Here is a 23,214-nt window from a genome sequence, read left to right as displayed (position 1 = left end):
CTCCTGAGTATGGGTGCTTTTTTTACGTTCTCACGCGTGGCAAGGGGGGAGAGCCTCGCCGTGTACAGGGCATCTAAGCGCCCTTTATTTATTACACAGAGTAAAATAATTCAGTGCCAATTTGTTTGACGGCTATCACGTTTCAACTTCAGATCATTGGAGAAGTTGCACATTTTGACAAAACATATGTCACAATATTTCAAACGCGGTTATTCACCGCCCAATTTTCGGCGGTGAACTTTACTCGTTTTAGCCATTAATTACGAGCTTTAAAAAAACTCATTCAACGGATGGATTGAAGGCGGGAAGCGTCGATGTGAAACAGACGGGCGAAGTTATCGGTGGTTACCTGCGCCAGTTCTTCAACGGCAACACCTTTCAACACAGCCATGTATTCTGCAACGTCACGAACCATCGCAGGTTGATTCTCTTTTCCTCGATGCGGTACCGGCGCAAGGTAAGGTGAGTCAGTTTCCACCAGTAATCGATCCAGGGGGACATAACGCGCAGCATCGCGCAGTTGCTCCGCATTACGGAAGGTCACAATGCCGGAAAAGGAGATGTAAAATCCGAGATCCAGTAATTTACCCGCCGTTTCTCTGTCCTCTGTAAAACAGTGTAGTACGCCACCGCAATCCGTCACTTTTTCTTCGCGCAGAATTGCCAGCGTATCGGCACGGGCGTCACGGGTATGGACGATAACCGGCTTGTTCAGTTCACGACCAATCTGGATATGATGGATGAAGGACTCTTGCTGACGTACTTTAGTTTCCGGTGTGTAATAATAATCCAGCCCGGTTTCACCCAGCGCTACAACACCCTCTTCTGCCGCCAGACGGCGTAAATCTTCTACATCGTAGGGATCATTCTGGTTGAGTGGATGCACGCCACAAGAAAATACGACGTTGTCACGTTCGCCTACCAGATCCCGCATATGTAAATAACCCGGTAATGTTGTGGCGACTGCCAGACAAAATTTCACATCGCGTGCGGCGGCTTTCGCCAGAACGTCATCCACGTCCTTATGCAAAGATTCATAATCCAGACCATCGAGATGGCAGTGTGAGTCGACTAAAAACATGATGTCTCTCTTAAAGATGAGGAACCGGTAACACAACGCCCGGTTGCAGGTAATGCTCAATACGCAGTAAAAGATCGGTGATGAGAAGCTCGCGGTTGATGCCTGTGACAGACATTAACTGTTCACGAATGTGGCAAACATCCCCCAGTATAGCCTGCAGGCACGAGGGAGAAAGATGGTTTGCCAGTTCGGCGACCAGGCCCGGCACATCAACATTGGTCACCTGCGCAGCGCCATGATGGCGTTTTAGCGCATCCATCAGCAACGTTGCCAGCCAGTGTAAACGCGCCGGAGCTTGTTCATGATTAAGGGCCGCCAGCAGCGAATACCAGTCGCCCGATGGCACGCTATATGCCAACGCCTGACACAATGTTTCACGAGCCTGCCAGTTATCTCCCTGAAACAACGCCAGTGCCGCGCCAGGCGAACCGGCGCTTAAGCGCAATGCGGCAAGTAATGCATCCTGTGACATTGTCACTTCGCGTGAAAGCCAAGTCACGGCGTACTGTTCTGGAGGCGGCGCAAGGTAATGTAACCGACAACGACTACGTAATGTTGCCAGTAAACGTTCAGGCTCGCGGGTAGCCAGGAAAAACCAGGTTTCTGCTGGTGGCTCTTCAAGCGTTTTCAGCAATGCGTTAGCCGCGGCGTCGGTCAGTAAGGCAGCATCGGTTACCCAGACAACTTTCGCACCACCTAGGCGTGCGTGCTCATTCAGCTTTTCGGTGACCTCACGTACCGCATCAATGCCCAGCGTATTTTTCCCTTTTTCGGGAGCCAGGGTGTAGTAATCGGGATGCGTGCCAGCCTGCATCAACTGACATCCACGACAGTGACCGCAACTTTTGTGGCCCTGCGGTTGTTGGCAGAGTAAATAACGGCTCAGGGCGTAGATTAAAGCATCATCGCCCATGCCCGGTAACGCCTGAATGAGTAGCGCATGGTGACCTCTTCCGGCCTGATAGCTGGCTACCAGTTTTTCGAAATCAGGTCGTAACCATGGATACCATCTCATGCGTCCAACTCCTTCACCCAGTGGGTCACGGTAGTGCGGATTGCATCCATCACGGCCTCCAGCGGCTGGGTGGCATCAATGGTATGAATACTTTTATCTTGTGCAGCCAGTTCCAGATAGCGGGCGCGGGTGCGATTAAAGAAATCGAAAGACTCTTGCTCAATACGATCCAGCTCGCCGCGCGCACGCGCGCGTTTTAAGCCAACTTCCGGGGTAACATCGAGATAGAGCGTTAAGTCTGGGCGAAAATCCCCGAGAACAGCATCACGCAGTGTTGCCAGCATATGTTGGTCAATACCACGTCCTCCGCCCTGATACGCCTGAGTGGAAAGATCGTGGCGATCGCCAATCACCCAGGTGCCGTTAGCCAGCGCAGGTTTGATGACCGTTTCTACCAGTTGAACGCGCGCGGCATAAAACATCAGAACTTCGGCTTTATCGGTAATGACTTCATCGCCTACCGATTTGATATCCAGCACCAGGCTTCTTAACTTTTCGGCAAGTTGCGTACCGCCAGGTTCCCGAGTGAAAACCATGTCGCGGATACCCAGTTGCTCGAGCGTCTCAACCACCACATTACGCGCGGTAGTTTTGCCTGCGCCTTCCAGCCCCTCAATGACGATATACTTACTGCGCATTTTTTTCCTTAAGCACTTTCAGATAATCCTGCACAGACTTGTTATGACTGGCAAGATTGGTATTAAACGTGTGACCACCTTTACCATCGGCCACAAAATAGAGATACGGCGTTTTTGCCGGATGCGCAGCAGCCTTCAGCGAATCCGCCCCCGGCGTAGCTATCGCACCCGGCGGCAAACCGGTAATGGTATAGGTGTTATACGCTGTCGGCGTTTCCAGGTCTGCACGAGAAAGTTTGCCATTATAACGCTCTCCCATCCCGTAAATCACGGTTGGGTCGGTCTGCAGGCGCATACCAATGCGTAAACGGTTGATAAATACCGAGGCAACCTGATCGCGTTCACTGGCAACGGCGGTTTCTTTTTCGATAATTGATGCCATCGTCACCAGCTGATTTTTATCTTTATAAGGCAGACCGTCCGCACGCCCTTCCCAGGCGCTATCGACCGCTTTCACCATTTTCTTGTGAACTCGCTTGAGTAACGCGACATCGGTGGTATTGGCGGTATACATCAAGGTGTCTGGCCAGAACCAACCTTCAATCCACTCCGGGTTTTCCAGTTCAAGTGCCTGCGCTACGGTGGCGTACTTATCGTCACTCAGCGTGTGCTTGATATACGGAGCCTCACGCAATTGCTTGAGGTAGTCGCTCAGACGCATCCCTTCTACCAGTCGCAGCGGGAACTGTGCTTCTTTACCGCTTTCCAACAATTTCAGCATCTCGCGCACGGTCATCTGCGGTGTAAAGCGGTAAGTCCCGGCTTTAAAGTGAGAAAGATCCGGTTCGATACGCAGCAGCCATTGAAAAACCCGTGGGCGATTGATGATCTTATCAGCATAAAGCTGTTCACCGAGCGCCAGACGTCCGGTCCCTGGCTTCAGGGTAAATATCGTCTCTTCTTTGATAAGCAATTTGCTGTCGGCAAGATGGCGAACCTTCCAGACGCCCACACCAGCGGCGATACCCAGTACCACCAGCAATAACAAGATAATCAATAACACTTTTTTCATGACTAATTCGGGCGCTCACAAAGTGGGGCTAAATATTCATATAACGTTGCTGACGAAAAGGTGACATCGCCACAGGCACGTACGGGCATCACTGGCATTAACGCATTACAAATAACCATCTCATCTGCCTGCAACGCCTCCTCCAGCGAGGCTTGCACTTCGACAAGCTGATAAGAGGATTGTGCCAGTAAACGGATACAGAATTGTCGCATAATGCCGTTAACACCTGCCTGATCCAGTCGCGGCGTATAAACTACATTGCCCTTCCGCCAGAACAAATTAGCCGCACAGCATTCCGTAACCCACCCTTCGCTGTCAAGGACCAGCGCCTCATCAGCGTTTGTCTGCTCAAGATGAGAGCGAATCAATACTTGCTCAAGCCGATTAAGATGTTTAATACCTGCAAGATGAGGATTGCGCCCCAGCCGCACCGGGCTTAGCGCCAACGTCATCCCTTCGTTACGCAAACGGTCGTAATGTGCAGGATAAGCCGTAACGGAGAGAATCCGCGTTGCTGGTCCGCTGTTCAATGTGCTGTACCCTCGCCCGCCACTACCGCGACTGATCACGACTTTCAGCACACCATTTTGCTGTTCTGCTGCCAGCGTTTTCATCTCTTGTTCAAGCTGAGGCCAGAAGTCACAGGAAATCATCAACCGCTGACAAGCATCCTGTAGTCGCAGGATATGCGCCGATAACAAACTGACTTTACCGTCGATAACTCTGGCGGTGGTAAAACAACCATCACCAAACTGCGTTGCCCGATCGCTTACTGCCAGCGATTCCTGCTTATAACCGTTAATTAAGAACATACCGGCTCCTTATCAGAGAATTGTTAGTGTGGCAGCATGTTCACTACGGAACAAGTCGGAATAAAAGCTAAGAAAAAAGGCCCGCAAGCGGACCTTTTATATGGGTGGAAAATGACAACTTAGATCTTTTTAAAGATCAAAGAACCATTAGTGCCACCGAAGCCGAAGGAGTTACACAGCGTGTATTCCATTCCGCTGACCTGACGTGCTTCATGCGGTACGAAATCCAGATCGCAACCTTCATCCGGGTTATCCAGGTTGATGGTTGGCGGAACAGCCTGATCGCGCAGCGCCAGGATGGAGTAGATAGATTCTACTGCACCCGCCGCACCTAACAGGTGACCGGTCATAGATTTCGTGGAGCTTACCAACACACGGCTTGCAGCTTCACCGAAGATGGTTTTCACCGCCTGCGCTTCAGCTTTATCGCCAGCCGGCGTAGAAGTACCGTGCGCGTTAACGTAGCCAATCTGACTCGCTTCAATGCCTGCATCACGCAGAGCATTTGCCATTGCCAGAGCTGCGCCTGCGCCATTTTCTGGCGGTGACGTCATATGATAAGCATCGCTGCTCATACCAAAGCCGACGAGTTCAGCGTAAATTTTCGCACCGCGTTTTTTCGCGTGTTCGTACTCTTCAAGTACCAGCATACCGGCACCATCGCCCAGTACGAAGCCATCACGCTCTTTATCCCACGGGCGGCTCGCCGCTTGCGGGTTATCATTGCGGGTAGATAATGCACGTGCCGCGCCAAAACCACCAACGCCCAGCGGCGTACTGGCTTTCTCTGCGCCACCTGCAACCATCACGTCAGCATCGCCATACGCGATAATACGCGCAGCATGGCCAATGTTGTGCACGCCGGAAGTACAGGCGGTCGCGATAGAGATGCTTGGGCCACGCAGGCCATACATGATAGTCAGATGACCTGCCACCATGTTCACAATCGTTGACGGAACGAAGAATGGGCTGATCTTACGTGGACCACCGTTCATCAGAGATGTGTGGTTTTCTTCGATCAGTCCGAGGCCGCCAATCCCGGAGCCAATTGCGGCACCAATGCGGGTTGCGTTCTCTTCCGTTATTTCAAGGCCAGAATCCTGCATGGCCTGAACGCCAGCGACAATTCCATATTGAATGAAGGCATCCATCTTGCGCTGTTCTTTGCGCGAGATAATGTCCTCACAGTTAAAATCCTTTACTAAGCCAGCAAATTTCGTTGCATAGGCGCTAGTATCGAAATGGTCGATTAGGCTGATGCCACTCTGACCGGCAAGCAGAGCTTTCCAGGTAGACTCTACGGTATTGCCGACAGGAGACAACATGCCCAGTCCGGTCACAACTACACGACGCTTAGACACGTTTGTCCTCCAAGGAGGGAAAAATGATTCTAGTGGGACAAAAAGATAAAACTCAGGCGGTCGAACGACCGCCTGGAGATGTTCACTTACGCCTGGTGGCCGTTGATGTAATCAATGGCAGCCTGAACGGTGGTGATTTTCTCAGCTTCTTCGTCCGGAATCTCAGTATCAAACTCTTCTTCCAGAGCCATTACCAGCTCAACGGTGTCAAGAGAATCCGCGCCCAGGTCTTCAACGAAAGAAGCATTGTTGGTAACTTCTTCCTGCTTAACGCCCAGCTGTTCGCCGATAATTTTCTTAACGCGTTCTTCGATAGTGCTCATACTCTTAAATTTCCTATCAAAACTCGCTTTCGCGATGGTTTTCGTAGTGTATAAAATGTTGAAAAATTTGCAACTAAATCCCGGCAGGTCTTACCACGATTTTACGTTATTTTGAGGCCTTACCCCCCAATAACGCAAATCATTTTGCACTAATTATTACTCATAACCACGCAGACTGCGCGCAACATGAGCATTTTGTGCAAATCGCGGTCAGACCATGTACATCCCGCCGTTCACATGCAAAGTTTCACCCGTGATGTAAGCTGCTTCGTCGGATGCCAGGAATGCAACCGCGTTGGCGATTTCCTGTGCGCCGCCGAGGCGACCCGCAGGAACCTGCGCCAGGATACCCGCACGCTGGTCATCGCTCAGCGCACGTGTCATGTCCGTTTCAATAAAGCCCGGAGCAACAACGTTTACAGTAATACCGCGTGACGCAACTTCGCGCGCCAGTGATTTACTGAAGCCGATCAAGCCCGCTTTCGCCGCAGCGTAGTTGGCCTGACCGCCATTTCCCATGGTACCAACCACAGAACCGATAGTGATAATACGACCATGACGCTTTTTCATCATAGCGCGCATTACCGCTTTTGACAGACGGAAAACAGATGAAAGGTTAGTTTCGATAATATCGTTCCACTCTTCATCTTTCATTCGCATTAACAGGTTATCACGAGTGATACCGGCATTATTGACCAGGATATCCACTTCACCAAATTCTGCGCGAATTTTTTCCAGAACAGATTCGATAGATGCCGGGTCGGTCACATTCAACATCAGACCTTTGCCGTTGGCACCTAAATAATCACTGATCGCCTGAGCGCCATTTTCACTGGTCGCAGTGCCAATAACTTTCGCGCCACGGGCTGCGAGCGTTTCAGCAATTGCGCGGCCAATTCCGCGGCTTGCACCGGTTACCAGTGCGATTTTTCCTTCAAAATTCATGATTTTCCTCTTTTAAAGCTCGAGCGCCGCTGCCATCGCTGAAGGTTCGTTCAGCGCCGAGGCGGTCAGGGTGTCGACAATGCGTTTCGTCAGGCCAGTAAGCACCTTGCCCGGGCCGACTTCATAGAGATGTTCTACGCCTTGCGCTGCCATGTACTCAACAGACTTCGTCCACTGAACCGGGTTATACAACTGACGTACCAGTGCGTCACGGATGGCATCACCATTGGTTTCGCATTTCACATCAACGTTATTCACAACAGAAACTGTTGGTGCGTTAAAGGTGATTTTCGCTAATTCTACTGCCAGTTTGTCGGCTGCTGGTTTCATCAGCGCACAGTGAGACGGTACGCTCACTGGTAACGGCAGCGCGCGTTTTGCGCCAGCAGCTTTACAGGCAGCGCCAGCACGCTCAACCGCTTCTTTATGACCGGCAATAACCACCTGTCCCGGAGAGTTAAAGTTTACCGGAGAAACGACCTGACCTTCTGCAGCTTCTTCACACGCTTTCGCAATAGGCGCATCATCCAGACCGATGATTGCCGCCATAGCGCCCGTGCCTTCCGGTACGGCTTCTTGCATGAACTTACCGCGCATCTCAACCAGACGCACCGCATCAGCGAAATCAATCACGCCAGCGCAAACCAGCGCGGAGTATTCCCCCAGGCTGTGACCGGCCATCATTGCCGGTGCTTTACCGCCCTGCTGCTGCCATACGCGATACAGCGCAACAGATGCAGTCAACAGCGCTGGCTGGGTTTGCCAGGTTTTATTCAGTTCTTCAGCTGACCCCTGCTGGGTCAGCGCCCACAGGTCGTAGCCCAGCGCCGCAGAAGCTTCAGCAAACGTTTCTTCGACAATTGGATAGCTCGCCGCCATATCAGCCAGCATTCCAACGGTTTGAGAACCCTGTCCAGGGAACACAAATGCAAATTGCGTCATGTTTTAATCCTTATCCTAGAAACGAACCAGCGCAGAGCCCCAAGTGAATCCACCGCCAAAGGCTTCAAGCAGAACCAACTGCCCCGGCTTAATGCGCCCGTCGCGTACAGCTTCATCCAGCGCGCACGGGACAGAGGCCGCAGAGGTATTACCGTGGCGATCCAGCGTCACCACGACATTGTCCATCGACATACCGAGTTTTTTCGCCGTTGCACTGATAATACGCAGGTTAGCCTGATGCGGAACCAGCCAGTCCAGTTGAGAACGGTCAAGATTATTCGCCGCCAGCGTCTCATCAACGATGTGCGCCAGTTCCGTTACCGCAACCTTGAAGACTTCGTTGCCCGCCATCGTCAGATGAATTGAATTCTCTGGATTCACGCGGTCGGCGTTTGGCAGCGTCAGCAATTCACCATAACTACCGTCGGCATGCAGATGGGTGGAAATGATTCCCGGCTCTTCAGAGGCAGCCAGCACCGCAGCGCCCGCGCCATCGCCAAAAATAATAATAGTCCCACGATCTGTTGGATCGCAGGTGCGCGCCAGTACATCGGAACCGACGACCAGAGCATACTTCACCGCCCCAGATTTCACGTATTGATCGGCTACGCTTAATGCATAGGTGAAACCTGCACAGGCTGCTGCAACGTCAAATGCCGGGCAACCTTTAATGTCCAACATGCTTTGAATCTGACAAGCTGCGCTCGGGAAAGCGTGCGTAGCAGAAGTCGTTGCCACAACGATCAGGCCAATCTGGTCTTTCTCAATGCCCGCCATCTCAATTGCGCGTGTCGCCGCTTCAAAGCCCATGGTTGAAACGGTTTCGTTTGGCGCGGCAATGTGGCGTTCGCGGATACCGGTACGAGTGACAATCCACTCGTCAGAGGTGTCCACCATTTTTTCCAAATCGGCGTTTGTCCGCACTTGTTCGGGCAGATAGCTGCCAGTACCAATAATCTTCGTATACATGTACGCTCAGTCACTTTTCGGTTATATACCGTCACTTGCAAACTGCGAGTTCGCTGGCAGCGTCCTGCTACCGCAGAGTTCCGCTTTTGCCACCGTCCAGCAGCTCAAAACCAGCTGGGTATACAGATTCCAGGCGAGCGGCAATTCGCTGAGGAACTTGTCGCTGCACCGCCTGCACTGCCTGTTCAATCGCGACCGCAAAAGCTCGCTGATTGGCTGCACCATGACTTTTTATCACCGTGCCGCGCAATCCTAACAGACAGGCGCCGTTATACTGGTCGGGGTTGAGGTGACTGAATCGCCTCGTCAGGCTCTTTTGTAGCCAACGCTTTAATAACAGTAGCCACCACGACCGTTTTTTCCCTTCACCCTGAGATTTCAGCAGAGAAAGGAACATCCTGACAACACCTTCCATCGTCTTTAACGTGACATTTCCTGTAAAGCCGTCACAAACCAGCACATCTGTCTTGCCAGTTAACAACTCATTGGCTTCAAGATAGCCGATATAATTGATAGAAGGGATTGTTTTAAGCACCGCTGAGGCATCCCGAATACTGTCAAGACCCTTTACTTCTTCTTCACCAATATTGAGCAACGCCACGCGAGGATTGGGAATTTCCACCACCTCTTCAGCCAGAACTGAGCCCATAATGGCAAATTGCACCAACATTGTGCTGTCACAATCGACGTTGGCCCCTAAATCGAGGACCACCGTTTTGCCCTTTTGCTGATGTGGTAATACCGTCACCAGCGCCGGACGCTCAATCCCCTCCAGGGGCTTGAGTAATAATTTTGCCAGCCCCATCAGTGCCCCGGTATTACCGGCACTGACACAGGCTTGCGCTCGACCTTCTTTCACCAGCTCCAGGGCCATACGCATTGAACTCCCACGGCTGGCGCGGATAGCTTGCGAAGGCCGGGCATCACTGGCGATAACTGACTGCGCAGGAATAATCTGCAGACGCGAACGTTGTTCAAAGTCAGCTTTAGCAAGTAATGGCGTGATGGCGTCGGGATTGCCGACTAAAAGAAGAGTGAGTTGCGAATTAGAATTCAGTGCCTGCAATGCTGCAGGCACTGTCACGGAAGGGCCAAAATCCCCTCCCATGACATCTAACGCCAGGGTTAGACGTGTCAAGGTATCGTCGCCGCCCGGTTTGGTCTTTCCCCAGTTGCCTGGGGAAAATCCTCACTAAGCTTCATCACGCAGACGCGTGATTACTTAGCGATGACCTTGCGGCCGCGGTAGTAACCGTCGGCAGTGATGTGGTGACGCAGGTGTTTTTCACCAGAAGTTTTGTCTACAGACAGGCTGGTGACTGCGGTCAGCGCGTCATGGGAACGACGCATGCCACGTTTGGAACGGGTTGGTTTATTCTGTTGTACGGCCATGGACCTTACTCCTCAATTACGGTTTATCCCCGATCCAACGGGGAGCACCAATTACTTACGCTTTAAGCTGGCTAATACGGCAAATGGGTTTGGCTTTTGCACTTCTTCAGGCAGTTCACCAAAGACCATGTCCGCTTCGGACACTTCACAGTGTTCAGAATCATGCACCGGAACTACCGGCAAGGCGAGGATGATTTCATCTTCAACCATTGCAAGCAGATCGATTTCACCGAATTCGTTAACCTCAATCGGTTCATACGCTTCCGGCAGTGCTTCAGCCTGTTCGTCTGAACGCACAGGACTAAAACAATACGTTGTGTAGACCTGATGAGTAAACGGCTTCCCGCAACGCTGACACTCGAGCGTTACCGTCACCTTCGCATCGCCGTTTAACACTGCGAGACGTTGGTTATCGATAGCGAACGACATGGAGCATTCCACATCACTGTCCACACTGACTACGGATTCGGCGACGCGCTCAACCTGATCAGGGGTATAGATACCCTGGTAATCAAGGCGTTTTTGAGCCGTACGAACCGGATCGAGAGTCAGGGGTAATTTTACCTTTTGCATAGGGCGCGCATATTAACTTTGTAACGTCATAGAGTCAAAGAAAAAGGCAGCCTGTGGTTGCCTTTTGCCAATAATTCGCACACATTGCGGGTTACTGCTTTATTTTCGTTCAGTGCTGATAACGAACATCAACCTGCAAAACGAAGCGCATAGTTTAAAATGGCTATCATCAATACGCTATATCTGATGGAAAAAAATATGCCTAAACTTATTTTAGCCTCCACCTCGCCATGGCGTCGCGCTCTTCTGGAAAAACTGCAAATCTCTTTTGAATGTGCAGCACCTGAGGTCGACGAAACCCCACGCAGCGACGAATCACCGCGACAGTTGGTGCTTCGACTGGCACAAGAAAAATCGCAATCTCTGGCGTCACGTTATCCGGATCATTTAATTATTGGTTCAGACCAGGTATGTGTTCTTGATGGCGAAATCACCGGTAAACCGTTAACGGAAGAAAATGCCCGTCTGCAATTACGCAAAGCCAGCGGCAATATCGTCACCTTCTATACTGGACTGGCGTTGTTTAATTCGGCGAATGGGCATCTACAAACAGAAGTGGAGCCTTTTGACGTCCATTTCCGTCACCTAAGCGAGGCGGAGATTGATAATTACGTGCGTAAGGAGCATCCCCTGCACTGCGCGGGTAGCTTTAAGAGTGAAGGATTTGGCATTACGCTGTTTGAGCGTTTAGAGGGACGTGACCCTAACACGCTGGTTGGTTTACCGCTAATCGCGCTGTGTCAGATGTTACGTCGGGAAGGGAAAAACCCGCTGATGGGATAGTTGTTTGCGCCGGATGCGGTTACGTCGCATCCGGCAATCGGTGCAGGCGGCCTGATGCGGCGTAAACGCCTTATCAGGCCAACCGCCCATTATCAGGCTTATATGCTTGTATTAGCGCGCGTTACGCAGCTTTTGCAAACAACGCTTCAAACCTTCATCCATCGGCGCTTCGATACGCATCACCTCACCGGTCCCCGGATGGGTAAACTTCAACGCTGCGGCGTGCAGGAACAGACGATTTAATCCCGTGCCTGCTTCAGTGAGCTGTCTGTCAAATTCACGGTCACCGTAGCGATCGTCAAAGGCAATCGGATGACCCGCATACTGTGTATGCACACGGATCTGATGAGTACGTCCGGTTACCGGGCTACAACGCACCAGGGTGGCAAATGCATAGCGTTCTTCCACTTTAAAGCGTGTTTCCGACGGTTTGCCTTCCTGACTGACACGCACGATACGTTCGCCGCTTTGCAGAATATTTTTCAATAACGGCGCTTGAACGCTCTTCACATGCGACTGCCACTGACCGCGCACCAGCGCCAGGTAATCTTTTTGCATTCCTTTTTCACGTAATTGCTCATGCAGAGAACGCAACGCCGAGCGTTTTTTCGCTACCAGCAACACACCTGAAGTGTCCCGGTCGAGACGATGAACCAGTTCAAGGAACCGCGCTTCCGGGCGCAACGCCCGCAAACCTTCGATAACGCCGAAGCTTAAACCACTGCCGCCATGTACCGCCGTACCGGAAGGTTTATTCAGCACCAGGATATGATCATCTTCATATAAGATGACGTCCGCCAGCGCCGCCACCTTTTGCAGATGTGGCGAAACCGCCTCTTCTTCCCGCTCAGCAACGCGAACCGGTGGGATACGCACCTCATCACCCGCTTCGAGTTTATATTCAGGCTTAATACGTTTTTTGTTCACCCGCACTTCACCTTTACGCAAAATACGGTAAATCATACTTTTTGGTACGCCTTTCAATTGGGTACGCAAAAAGTTATCGATACGTTGCCCCGCTTCGTCAGCGGTGATAGCAACAATTTTTACGGATGGAGTCTCTGTTTTCATGGTGGGCGATTCTAATTAGCCAACAGGATTCGCGCCACTCATTTTTCTATGCTTATTTTTAGTTTTGCACCTTATTACTTCACTACGTGATCACTTTATTGATGGTTATTAAACCAATCACCAGCAAGAAGTGAAAAAACTGTGAGTAAGCGGGTGATAAATGGTAAAAGTCATCTTGCTATAACAAGGCTTGCAGTGGAATAATGAGGCCGTTTCCGTGTCCATCCTTGTTAAAACAAGAAATTTTACGGAATAACCCATTTTGCCCGACCGATCATCCACGCAGCAATGGCGTAAGACGTATTGATCTTTCAGGCAGTTAGCGGGCTGCGGGTTGCAGTCCTTACCGGTAGATGGAAATATTTCTGGAGAGTAATACCCAGTCTGTTTCTTTGATAATTGCGCTGTTTTTCCGCATGAAAAACGGGCAACCGACACTCTGCGCCTCTTTGAGCTGACGATAACCGTGAGGTTGGCGACGCGACTAGACACGAGGCCATCGGTTCACACCCGGAAAGGCGTTACTTTGCCCGCAGCTTAGTCGTCAATGTAAGAATAATGAGTAAGTTACGATGAAAAGAATGTTAATCAACGCAACTCAGCAGGAAGAGTTGCGCGTTGCCCTTGTAGATGGGCAGCGTCTGTATGACCTGGATATCGAAAGTCCAGGGCACGAGCAGAAAAAGGCAAACATCTACAAAGGTAAAATCACCCGCATTGAACCGAGTCTGGAAGCTGCTTTTGTTGATTACGGCGCTGAACGTCACGGTTTCCTCCCACTAAAAGAAATTGCCCGCGAATATTTCCCTGCTAACTACAGTGCTCATGGTCGTCCCAACATTAAAGATGTGTTGCGTGAAGGTCAGGAAGTCATTGTTCAGATCGATAAAGAAGAGCGCGGCAACAAAGGCGCGGCATTAACCACCTTTATCAGTCTGGCGGGTAGCTATCTGGTTCTGATGCCAAATAACCCGCGCGCAGGTGGCATTTCTCGCCGTATCGAAGGCGATGACCGTACCGAATTAAAAGAAGCACTGGCAAGCCTTGAACTGCCGGAAGGCATGGGGCTTATCGTGCGCACCGCTGGCGTAGGCAAATCTGCTGAGGCGCTGCAATGGGATTTAAGCTTCCGCCTGAAACACTGGGAAGCCATCAAAAAAGCCGCTGAAAGCCGCCCGGCTCCGTTCCTGATTCATCAGGAGAGCAACGTAATCGTTCGCGCCTTCCGCGATTATTTACGTCAGGATATCGGCGAAATCCTTATCGATAACCCGAAAGTCCTCGAACTGGCACGTCAGCATATCGCTGCATTAGGTCGCCCGGATTTCAGCAGCAAAATCAAACTGTACACCGGCGAGATCCCGCTGTTCAGCCACTACCAGATCGAGTCGCAGATCGAGTCCGCCTTCCAGCGTGAAGTCCGTCTGCCATCCGGTGGTTCCATTGTTATCGACAGCACCGAAGCGTTAACAGCCATCGACATCAACTCCGCACGCGCGACCCGCGGCGGCGATATCGAAGAAACTGCGTTTAACACCAACCTCGAAGCCGCCGATGAGATTGCTCGTCAGCTGCGCCTGCGTGACCTCGGCGGCCTGATTGTTATCGACTTCATCGACATGACGCCAGTACGCCACCAGCGTGCGGTAGAAAACCGTCTGCGTGAAGCGGTGCGTCAGGACCGTGCGCGTATTCAAATCAGCCATATTTCTCGCTTTGGCCTGCTGGAAATGTCCCGCCAGCGCCTGAGCCCATCACTGGGTGAATCCAGCCATCACGTCTGCCCGCGCTGCTCCGGTACCGGTACCGTGCGTGACAACGAATCGCTGTCGCTCTCTATTCTGCGTTTGATCGAAGAAGAAGCGCTGAAAGAGAACACCCAGGAAGTTCACGCCATTGTTCCTGTGCCAATCGCTTCTTATCTGCTGAATGAAAAACGTTCTGCGGTGAATGCGATTGAAACGCGTCAGGACGGTGTTCGCTGCGTGATTGTGCCAAACGATCAGATGGAAACCCCGCACTACCACGTGTTGCGCGTGCGCAAAGGGGAAGAAACGCCGACCTTAAGCTACATGCTGCCGAAGCTGCATGAAGAAGCGATGGCGCTGCCGTCTGAAGAAGAGTTCGCTGAACGTAAGCGTCCTGAACAACCTGCACTGGCAACCTTTGCCATGCCGGATGTACCGCCAGCGCCAACCCCAGCTGAACCTGCCGCGACTGTCGTAGCCCCAGCACCGAAAGCTGCAACGGCAACACCAGCAGCTCCTGCACAACCTGGGCTGTTAAGCCGCTTCTTCGGCGCACTGAAAGCGCTGTTCAGCGGTGGTGAAGAAGCCAAACCGACCGAGCAACCAACACCGAAAGCAGAAGCGAAACCGGAACGTCAACAGGATCGTCGCAAACCTCGTCAGAGCAACCGCCGTGACCGTAATGAGCGCCGCGACACCCGTAGTGAACGTACTGAAGGCAGCGATAATCGCGAAGAAAACCGTCGTAATCGTCGCCAGGCACAGCAGCAAACTGCCGAGACGCGTGAGAGCCGTCAGCAGGCTGAGGTAACGGAAAAAGCACGTACCACCGACGAGCAGCAAGTGCCGCGTCGTGAACGTAGCCGCCGCCGTAACGATGATAAACGTCAGGCGCAACAAGAAGCGAAGGCGCTGAATGTTGAAGAGCAATCTGTTCAGGAAACCGAACAGGAAGAACGTGTACGTCCGGTTCAGCCGCGTCGTAAACAGCGTCAGCTCAATCAGAAAGTGCGTTACGAGCAAAGCGTAGCCGAAGAAGCGGTAGTCGCACCGGTGGTTGAAGAAACTGCCGCTGCCGAACCAATTGTTCAGGAAGCTCCAGCTCCACGCACAGAACTGGTGAAAGTCCCGCTGCCAGTCGTAGCGCAAACTGCACCAGAACAGCAAGAAGAGAACAATGCTGATAACCGTGACAACGGTGGCATGCCGCGTCGTTCTCGCCGCTCGCCTCGTCACCTGCGCGTGAGTGGTCAGCGTCGTCGTCGCTATCGTGACGAGCGTTATCCAACCCAGTCGCCAATGCCGTTGACCGTAGCGTGCGCGTCTCCGGAACTGGCCTCTGGCAAAGTCTGGATCCGCTATCCAATTGTACGTCCGCAAGATGTACAAGTTGAAGAGCAGCGCGAACAGGAAGAAGTACAAGTGCAGCCGATGGTGACTGAGGTCCCTGTCGCCGCCGCTGTCGAACCTGTTGTTAGCGCGCCAGTTGTTGAAGAAATGGCTGAAGTCGTAGAAGCCCCCGTACCGGTTGCCGAACCGCAACCGGAAGTGGTTGAAACGACGCATCCTGAAGTGATTGCCGCCGCGGTAACTGAACAGCCGCAGGTGATTACCGAGTCTGATGTTGCCGTAGCCCAGGAAGTCGCAGAACACGCAGAACCGATGGTTGAACCGCAGGAAGAGACGGCAGATGCAGATATTGAAGAAGTTGCCGAAACTGCTGAGGTTGTGGTTGCTGAACCTGAAGTTGTTGCTCAACCTGCCGCGCCAGTCGTCGCTGAAGTCGCAGCAGAAGTTGAAACGGTGGCCGCGGTTGAACCAGAGATCACCGTTGAGCATAACCACGCTACCGCGCCAATGACGCGCGCTCCGGCACCGGAATATGTTCCGGAGGCACCGCGTCACAGTGACTGGCAGCGCCCTACTTTTGCCTTCGAAGGTAAAGGTGCCGCAGGTGGTCATACGGCAACGCATCATGCCTCTGCCGCTCCTGCGCGTCCGCAACCTGTTGAGTAATAATTAGCTCAAAGTAATCAAGCCCTGGTAACTGCCAGGGCTTTTTTATTTCATGTTTGAATCAACATATTAAAATTCATCAAATGGCATCCTTGCTAACCAACAATGCAAAATAGGCAAAAAAAATGCCCGCCCCGGCGATCCCAGAGCGGGCAGACAAAACATACCCAGTTTCATGATATGTTTTAAAGCGAGCTTATTTGTTGAGCTGGAAGAGCGACAATCCCTGCATATCGGTAAATGCTTTATACGATGCCTGCAATGCCGTTTGCTGCATGATGTAAGATGAAATAGTTGCATTCCAGTCCACATCAACCAGATCGCTCATCTGCTGCGTTTGCCCTAAAGCGCGATCGCTACCTAAGGAATCCAGCGACTCCAGTTTGTTCAGCTGCGTGCCTAATTCCGCGCGAACGGCAAGGACATTATTCAGCGAGTTTTTCAGTCCACGGTTGGTTTTATCCAATGCCGCAGCGGCGATTTCTTTATCCGCTTCGCTATCCGCGACCGGCGTTTTCAGGGCTGCGATGGCGCTATCCAGCATGGCAAAAAGATTGGTTTCAGAAGCGCTACCGTCTGGTTCCGCTACCGCGTTACTGGTAATACTGTCGAAAATTTTGTCGCCCGTATGTCCTATCACCATCGAACGCGAAGCATCGACCTGTTGCTTAATACTTTCTGTTCCGCCAACATAATCACCGTTAGCCTCACTAAACGGCGCAGTCTCTGTTTTATATGTAGCGCCCATTACCGTCAGTGGTGTTCGCCAGATTCAGCAACTGGTCACGAAGCCCCTGAATATCCGTAGCCAGCGAGGCCCGGTCATCGTCACTCAAGGTGCCATTGCTGGCGTAGACAATTTTTTCCTGAGCATTCTGGATAGCAGTGGTGACCTGGCTAAGTACACTCTCTTCCAGTGACACTTTTTGAGTGGCGAAAGTACGTGCCAGCGTGTACTGGCTGTTTTGCGCCTGTGCCTGGGAGAGAACAACAGCTTGTGATGCAGCAATGGGATCGTCTGAAGGGTTAACGACTCGCTTACCCGTCGACATCTGCTCGCCGTACTTCATCCATTCTGCCTGAGAATTGGTGATGCCGCGCATGTTTTGCTGGTACATCATCTGGGTACTGAAACGCATTTTATCTCCCCTTAGCGAATGTTAATCAGCGCATCAAAAATCGCGTTTGCCGTCTGCAGAACCTGCGCATTCGCCAGGTAATACTGCTGAAAACGTTGCAGATTTCCGTACTCCTCATCGAGATTGACACCGGAAATCGACTGCTGCTGATTGGAAAGCTGCGTCACCACATTACCTTGCGTGGTGCTACTGGTTTTCAACGTCGCGGTTTTATTACCGATATCACTCACTAACGAGGCATAAGCGTCGTTAAAGGATTTCGCACCGCCCACCGTTTTACTGTTGCTTTGCAGATCCAGCAGGGCCTGACCGTTGCGGTTGTCGCTATCACCCGCATCTTCTTCGCTCGCCATCGCGATTTTCGCTTCGTCGGTGATTAATACATCCATGTTGACGATGGCGTCACTTACTGGTTTCAGCGTGAAGCTGTCGTTAACGGCAGGCGTTCCTGTAAACGTCAACTCCAGACCATCAAATGCCACTTTACCGTTGGCATCTGGTGTCGCCGTAAAAGTGGTATTGCTGGCAAGGCGGGTGACCTGCCACTGATTATTATCGAACGAGATTTTGTAATCTGTCGCCAGTACCACGGAGGCATCAGTTACCGTGGCACCGATCGCAACGTCACCTTTGTTTTTCGTGTTTTGCAGAACCGCGGGCTTACCGATAGTAAAGAAATCTTCACCAGCATCGCCGTTAGCATCAAATCCGGCTTTGTGTTGGCTGTTGAAAGCCTCGGCAAATGCCAGCGCCAGTTGTCCAAGCGTATTACGCGTCTGGTCCAGATCCTGAGAACGGAATGTCAGAATGCCGCCCAGCGACCCGGTATTCAGTAATTTCTCCGGGATCTCAATATTGCCTGCCGTCCCATCAACGTAAGCGACAGTCGTACGAGAAGGGTCGGCGCTGGAAGGAACTGCCGCCAGTTGCCGCGCCGTACTTCCCTGAACCAGTGAGTAACCATTGGCATCGTGATGTTATAAGTACCGCCATCCTGAACGCTGACTTCTACGCCAACAATCTGGTTTAATTCGCTCACCAGTTGATCGCGTTGATCCAGCAGATTGTTAGGTGACGCCCCTGCCCCCACGCCTGTCAGGCGCGAGATTTGATCGTTCAGGCTGGCAATTTGTTTAGCGTAATTGTTGATCTGATCAACGCTGGCACCTATCGCGATATTGACCTGTTTGTCCTGGTCGCGCAGATATTGATCGGTGGTTTTAAACTGATTCACCAACCCTTCTGATTTCCCAATCAGCGCCTGGCGCGCCGCCGGGTCTTCCGCGTTACTCACCAGCGTTTGCAGGCTGGTGAAGAAATCCTGCATCTGTGTTGCCAGCGAAGAGGTACTGGTGGAGAGCATATTGTCGATTTTCGACATCTGCTCATAGCGGGCGGTCAGGCCGCTACTTTGCGTCTGCGCAGCACGTAACTGGTTGGTAATAAACGTATCATACTCACGCTGCACACCAGAAACGTAGACGCCATTGCCAACCCAGCCGCCAGCGCCCAACGTGCTATTGGCCTGCGCCATAATAGTGGTTTGGCGGGTATATCCGGCAACGTTATAGCTGGAGATATTATTACTTGCCGTATTTAACGCCGCCTGGGCCGCGTTCAGTCCGCTCATGGCGTTATTGATCAAGCTGGACATGGAGGTTCCTTATAAGCCTTCAATTACAGAGTATTATCGGCAGCGACCCGCCGGACTTGAGTTATTCAGAACAGATTATCAATGTTCATGCTGTAGGTTTTGCTCACCTTGTCGCTTATCGATTTCATCTGCTGGATCATGTTGGTGAGTTTACGGGCATAGTGAGGATCGGTAGCATAGCCCGCGTCCTGTAGGACCTGCGCCCCCTGTTCCGCACTCGCGGCGGTCGTCACGGCGGCGTAGCGCGGGTTACGTGTTAACAGCCCAACGTAATCCGACAATGCTTCCAGATACGAGCTGTAGACCCGAAACTTCGCTTTTACTTTCTTCGCTTCGCCGTTTTCATATTCAGTCGTGGTGATTTCAGTGACTTGCCCTTTCCAGTTGCCAGAGGCTTTGACACCAAACAGGTTATAGCTTGGCTCGCCGTTTTCGCGGCGGATTTGCCGTTGCCCCCAACCAGATTCAAGCGCAGCCTGAGCGAGGATCAAATGATGTGGCACACCGCTTTGCTGGCTTGCCAGTTGGGCGGGCAGCGAGAGTTGCGCGAGGAATGCTCTACTGTCACCCGGCAGCGAATCATCGTAGTTACGTGGTACGGCCTTTTGCACCAGCTGCGAAAGCGTCTGGTTTTGATAACGCACCACGGTTTCGAGCGGGAATTTCATCGGTGCTGCTGGCGTGGACTCCTCTGGCAATGGTTGTTCTGGCGTCATCTGTTTAACCATCATCTCTGCAAGCCCCAGACCTTTGCCCGCCGTCATCTGTTGGGCAATTTGCTGGTCATACATACTGGTATACAGACGAGTGTGCTCGCTGCTGAACAGGCCATCTTTTGGTAAAGCGTCGCGCATGCTTTTCAACATCATCTGCACGAACATCCCTTCCACCTGACGGGCCACCGGACGGATATTTGCCGCCGGATCTTCGCTCGCTTTCGCCTTTAGTTCGTTGAGTGATTGCGCATCCCAGGCCGCACTTGCCAGTAGTTTGCTGTCGCTGATCATCAGATGATTTCCAGTTTTGCCCGCAGACATCCCGCACTTTGCATTGATTGCAAAATAGACATCAGATCCATCGGCGTAGCGCCCAGCGCATTGAGCGCACGCACCACGTTATTGAGGCTGGCGCTGGAACGTACGCTTTGCAGCGAACCGCCGCTCTGGCGTAAATCGATCTGCGTTTGTGGAGTAACAACAGTCTGTCCACCACCAAACGGTGTATCTGGCTGGCTGACATTGGCCTGACGATTAACTGTTACTGAGAGATTTCCCTGCGCTACCGCGCAGCTGTCGAGGGTCACTTCGCGATTCATCACCACCGAACCGGTGCGCGAGTTAATCACTACTTTAGCGTCCTGCGGGGTGACATTAACCTGCATATTCTGGATATCGGCAAGGAAACGGACCTGGGAACTGTTGCCACTTGGTACGCGCACCTGAATAGTCCGCGCATCTAACGCGGTGGCGCTGCCATATCCACGCACGCGGTTGATGGTGTCAGCGATTTGCTGCGCCATGCTGAAATCTTCGTCGTTAAGTTGCAAATTAAGGGTATTCCCGACGCCAAACTGGCTGGGCAATTCACGTTCAATAACCGCACCATTGGTGATCCGTCCACCGTTCAGTTGGTTAACCTGAACACTGCTACCGCCTGCGGAGGCTCCTGCGCCGCCAACCAGAATATTGCCCTGCGCCAGCGCATACACCTGACTGTCAACGCCCTTAAGCGGAGTCATCAACAACGTACCTCCACGCAAGCTTTTGGCATTACCCATGGAAGAAACCACCACATCGATGGTTTGCCCCTGACGTCCAAACGGAGGAAGTGACGCTGTCACCATTACCGCAGCGACGTTTTTTAGCTGCATATTGGTGCCCGTCGGAACGGTAATTCCCAGCTGTGAGAGCATGTTATTAAGCGTTTGTGTGGTAAACGGCGTCTGGGTTGTCTGGTCACCAGTGCCATCCAGCCCCACTACCAAGCCATAGCCAATCAGTGAGTTTTGCCTTACCCCCTGAACACTGGTGAGATCGCGAATACGCTCAGCCTGAGCCGCCGTCGTAACCAGTAGAAGAATTAATGCAGAGAGAAATTTAATCACCACAGCCTCACTTACATTGGCGACAGGTTAAGGAAGAAACGCTGCAACCAGCCCATATTTTGCGCTTCGTTAATGTAGCCATTGCCTACGTATTCAATACGCGCATCCGCCACCTGAGTAGACGGTACGGTATTGCTGCCGCTGATAGTGCGTGGATTAACCACGCCCGAGAAGCGAATAAATTCGGTACCCTGATTAATGGCAATCTGTTTTTCACCCACCACATGCAGGTTGCCGTTGACCAGTACCTGGTCAACCGTCACCGTCAACGTGCCGCTAAAGGTATTGCTGGCATTGGCCCCGCCCTTTCCGTTGAACGTGTTACCACCGGAGGCTTCGACATCGGCACGAGCGTTACCAAACAGCCCCTGCAAATAGCGCGGCACAGTATCAAAGCCAAAATTAGTTTTACCGTCACGGCTGGCATTCGCAGAGGAGCTTTTGCTGGCGCTGACGTTCTCCTGCAACACGATGGTCAGCGTATCGCCAATATTGCGTGGTCGACGATCTTCAAACAGCGGTTGATAGCCATAGTTAATCGGCTGAGCAGACTGGAAAATAGAACCGTTGGCGACGGGCGTCGGACCGGGAACCGGTTGTGCACTGGTCGCCCCCTGCACCAGCGGCGTGGAGGGTATCCAGGCGCAGCCGGTTAGTGAAAGCACCAACAAGCTGGAAATGGCATAAGTATGCGCAGCGTTTTTTTGCATGGCTATCATCTTCAAAAATCAGTAAACCGGTGAACCTGCCACCGGTTATGCCTTAGAGTTGCGTCAGTTTTTGCAGCATCTGATCGGTGGTGGACACCGCTTTACTGTTGATTTCGTAAGCGCGTTGCACCTGAATCATATTGACCAGTTCTTCCGCCACGTTGACGTTAGACGTTTCAACATACCCTTGATACAGCAGTCCCGCGCCGTTCAGGCCCGGCGTGCTTTCGTTCGGTGCACCGGAGGATTGCGTTTCGGTGTAGAGGTTTTCGCCAATGCTCTCCAGTCCGGTATCATTCATAAAGGTGGTGAGATTGAGCTGCCCAACCTGAACCGGAGCTGCCTGGCCTTGTTGGGTTACGCTGACCACGCCATCACGACCGATGGTGATACTTAACGCATTCGCCGGAATGGTGATCGCTGGCTGCACCTGAAAACCACCAGCCGTCACCAGCTGCCCGTTCTGATCCACCTGGAAAGAGCCGTCACGGATATAGGCTGATGAGCCATCTGGCAACATTACCTGGAAAAAGCCCTGCCCTTTAATCGCGACATCTTTGCTGTTATTGGTCTGCGACAGATTGCCCTGGCTGTGTAAGCGTTCAGTGGCGACCGGGCGTACCCCCGTGCCGATTTGTAATCCGGAGGGTAAGGTGGTTTGTTCGGAAGACTGTGCCCCCGGCTGGCGAATGGTTTGATAAAGCAGATCTTCAAACACCGCGCGCTGACGCTTAAAACCGTTAGTACTGACGTTTGCCAGGTTGTTGGCAATGACGTCCATATTGGTTTGCTGGGCGTCAAGGCCCGTTTTGGCGATCCATAATGAACTGATCATATAATGTCCTGTAGTGGATTGCTGACAAGCAGAGCAGAAGCACGCGACAGTGTGAATTTCCCCTCACCCTAACCCTCTCCCCAAAGGGGCG

Annotated in this window: 20 protein-coding genes and 2 pseudogenes; 2 read left to right on the top strand and 20 right to left on the bottom strand. The window is 52.1% G+C overall.

Annotation, left to right across the window (positions count from 1 at the left end; genetic code table 11):
* Positions 1 to 283 precede the first annotated feature (283 nt).
* The 13 genes from ABZJ92_RS00905 to yceD all read right to left on the bottom strand — a co-directional run bounded on the left by ABZJ92_RS00905 (position 284) and on the right by yceD (position 11,063).
* The gene (locus ABZJ92_RS00905) at positions 284 to 1,081 is read right to left on the bottom strand and encodes a metal-dependent hydrolase (protein WP_000480245.1); all 798 of its coding nucleotides are present in this window, start codon (positions 1,079 to 1,081) and stop codon (positions 284 to 286) included.
* 10 nt (positions 1,082 to 1,091) lie between these two features.
* Entirely contained in the window at positions 1,092 to 2,096 is a 1,005-nt protein-coding gene (gene holB / locus ABZJ92_RS00900) for a DNA polymerase III subunit delta' (RefSeq protein ID WP_001267940.1), read from the bottom strand.
* Positions 2,093 to 2,734: a dTMP kinase gene (gene tmk / locus ABZJ92_RS00895; protein ID WP_001257000.1), complete on the bottom strand. Its 642-nt coding sequence runs from the start codon at positions 2,732 to 2,734 to the stop codon at positions 2,093 to 2,095. Before tmk ends, holB begins: the two co-directional genes overlap by 4 nt.
* A complete protein-coding gene (yceG, locus tag ABZJ92_RS00890) occupies positions 2,724 to 3,746 on the bottom strand; it encodes a cell division protein YceG (protein WP_000756822.1) in 1,023 nt (340 codons plus the stop codon). Before yceG ends, tmk begins: the two co-directional genes overlap by 11 nt.
* Before the next feature lie 2 nt (positions 3,747 to 3,748).
* Complete coding sequence (gene pabC / locus ABZJ92_RS00885) at positions 3,749 to 4,558, bottom strand: aminodeoxychorismate lyase (protein WP_000478698.1); 810 nt, start codon at positions 4,556 to 4,558, stop codon at positions 3,749 to 3,751.
* 119 nt (positions 4,559 to 4,677) lie between these two features.
* Positions 4,678 to 5,919 (bottom strand): beta-ketoacyl-ACP synthase II, encoded by a 1,242-nt coding sequence (gene fabF / locus ABZJ92_RS00880; RefSeq protein ID WP_000044679.1) that lies wholly within the window; start codon positions 5,917 to 5,919, stop codon positions 4,678 to 4,680.
* An 86-nt stretch (positions 5,920 to 6,005) separates the two neighbouring features.
* Complete coding sequence (gene acpP, locus ABZJ92_RS00875) at positions 6,006 to 6,242, bottom strand: acyl carrier protein (RefSeq protein WP_000103754.1); 237 nt, start codon at positions 6,240 to 6,242, stop codon at positions 6,006 to 6,008.
* 210 nt (positions 6,243 to 6,452) lie between these two features.
* On the bottom strand, positions 6,453 to 7,187 hold the full coding sequence (gene fabG, locus ABZJ92_RS00870) for a 3-oxoacyl-ACP reductase FabG (protein ID WP_001008535.1): 735 nt from the start codon (positions 7,185 to 7,187) through the stop codon (positions 6,453 to 6,455).
* Positions 7,188 to 7,199: 12 nt separating this feature from the next.
* Positions 7,200 to 8,129: an ACP S-malonyltransferase gene (gene fabD, locus ABZJ92_RS00865; protein ID WP_000191387.1), complete on the bottom strand. Its 930-nt coding sequence runs from the start codon at positions 8,127 to 8,129 to the stop codon at positions 7,200 to 7,202.
* Positions 8,130 to 8,144: 15 nt separating this feature from the next.
* Complete coding sequence (gene fabH / locus ABZJ92_RS00860; RefSeq protein WP_000288128.1) at positions 8,145 to 9,098, bottom strand: beta-ketoacyl-ACP synthase III; 954 nt, start codon at positions 9,096 to 9,098, stop codon at positions 8,145 to 8,147.
* A 67-nt stretch (positions 9,099 to 9,165) separates the two neighbouring features.
* The gene (gene plsX, locus ABZJ92_RS00855) at positions 9,166 to 10,236 is read right to left on the bottom strand and encodes a phosphate acyltransferase PlsX (protein WP_000197568.1); all 1,071 of its coding nucleotides are present in this window, start codon (positions 10,234 to 10,236) and stop codon (positions 9,166 to 9,168) included.
* Between the two features lie 80 nt (positions 10,237 to 10,316).
* Positions 10,317 to 10,490, bottom strand: coding sequence for a 50S ribosomal protein L32 (gene rpmF, locus ABZJ92_RS00850; protein ID WP_000290727.1), 174 nt, complete (start codon positions 10,488 to 10,490; stop codon positions 10,317 to 10,319).
* A gap of 51 nt (positions 10,491 to 10,541) precedes the next feature.
* Positions 10,542 to 11,063: a 23S rRNA accumulation protein YceD gene (gene yceD / locus ABZJ92_RS00845; RefSeq protein WP_001174482.1), complete on the bottom strand. Its 522-nt coding sequence runs from the start codon at positions 11,061 to 11,063 to the stop codon at positions 10,542 to 10,544.
* 198 nt (positions 11,064 to 11,261) lie between these two features.
* Between yceD and yceF the strand changes: the two genes are divergently transcribed.
* Positions 11,262 to 11,846, top strand: coding sequence for a 7-methyl-GTP pyrophosphatase (gene yceF / locus ABZJ92_RS00840; RefSeq protein WP_001125203.1), 585 nt, complete (start codon positions 11,262 to 11,264; stop codon positions 11,844 to 11,846).
* A 111-nt stretch (positions 11,847 to 11,957) separates the two neighbouring features.
* Here yceF and rluC read toward each other — a convergent pair whose 3' ends face one another.
* Positions 11,958 to 12,917 carry a 23S rRNA pseudouridine(955/2504/2580) synthase RluC gene (gene rluC, locus ABZJ92_RS00835; protein WP_000846343.1) on the bottom strand — a complete coding sequence of 320 codons (960 nt, stop codon included), beginning with the start codon at positions 12,915 to 12,917 and terminating at the stop codon, positions 11,958 to 11,960.
* A 572-nt stretch (positions 12,918 to 13,489) separates the two neighbouring features.
* Here rluC and rne point away from each other — a divergent pair.
* Positions 13,490 to 16,681, top strand: coding sequence for a ribonuclease E (gene rne, locus ABZJ92_RS00830; protein ID WP_000827425.1), 3,192 nt, complete (start codon positions 13,490 to 13,492; stop codon positions 16,679 to 16,681).
* A gap of 196 nt (positions 16,682 to 16,877) precedes the next feature.
* Here rne and flgL read toward each other — a convergent pair.
* The 6 genes and pseudogenes from flgL to flgG all read right to left on the bottom strand — a co-directional run bounded on the left by flgL (position 16,878) and on the right by flgG (position 23,123).
* Positions 16,878 to 17,820: pseudogene (gene flgL, locus ABZJ92_RS00825) on the bottom strand (flagellar hook-associated protein FlgL).
* An 11-nt stretch (positions 17,821 to 17,831) separates the two neighbouring features.
* Positions 17,832 to 19,474: pseudogene (flgK, locus tag ABZJ92_RS00820) on the bottom strand (flagellar hook-associated protein FlgK).
* 65 nt (positions 19,475 to 19,539) lie between these two features.
* A complete protein-coding gene (flgJ, locus tag ABZJ92_RS00815) occupies positions 19,540 to 20,481 on the bottom strand; it encodes a flagellar assembly peptidoglycan hydrolase FlgJ (protein WP_005048129.1) in 942 nt (313 codons plus the stop codon).
* On the bottom strand, positions 20,481 to 21,578 hold the full coding sequence (gene flgI / locus ABZJ92_RS00810; RefSeq protein WP_000589326.1) for a flagellar basal body P-ring protein FlgI: 1,098 nt from the start codon (positions 21,576 to 21,578) through the stop codon (positions 20,481 to 20,483). The genes flgJ and flgI overlap by 1 nt, the downstream gene beginning before the upstream one ends.
* Before the next feature lie 11 nt (positions 21,579 to 21,589).
* Positions 21,590 to 22,288 carry a flagellar basal body L-ring protein FlgH gene (gene flgH, locus ABZJ92_RS00805; RefSeq protein WP_001295442.1) on the bottom strand — a complete coding sequence of 233 codons (699 nt, stop codon included), beginning with the start codon at positions 22,286 to 22,288 and terminating at the stop codon, positions 21,590 to 21,592.
* A 52-nt stretch (positions 22,289 to 22,340) separates the two neighbouring features.
* A complete protein-coding gene (flgG, locus tag ABZJ92_RS00800; protein ID WP_000625826.1) occupies positions 22,341 to 23,123 on the bottom strand; it encodes a flagellar basal-body rod protein FlgG in 783 nt (260 codons plus the stop codon).
* Between the last annotated feature and the right edge of the window lie 91 nt (positions 23,124 to 23,214).

The sequence above is a fragment of the Shigella sp. FJ200513 genome (assembly GCF_040495915.1).
In the GTDB taxonomy this organism is placed as follows: Bacteria; Pseudomonadota; Gammaproteobacteria; order Enterobacterales; family Enterobacteriaceae; genus ECMA0423.
This window is presented reverse-complemented; position numbering and strand designations above follow the sequence as displayed.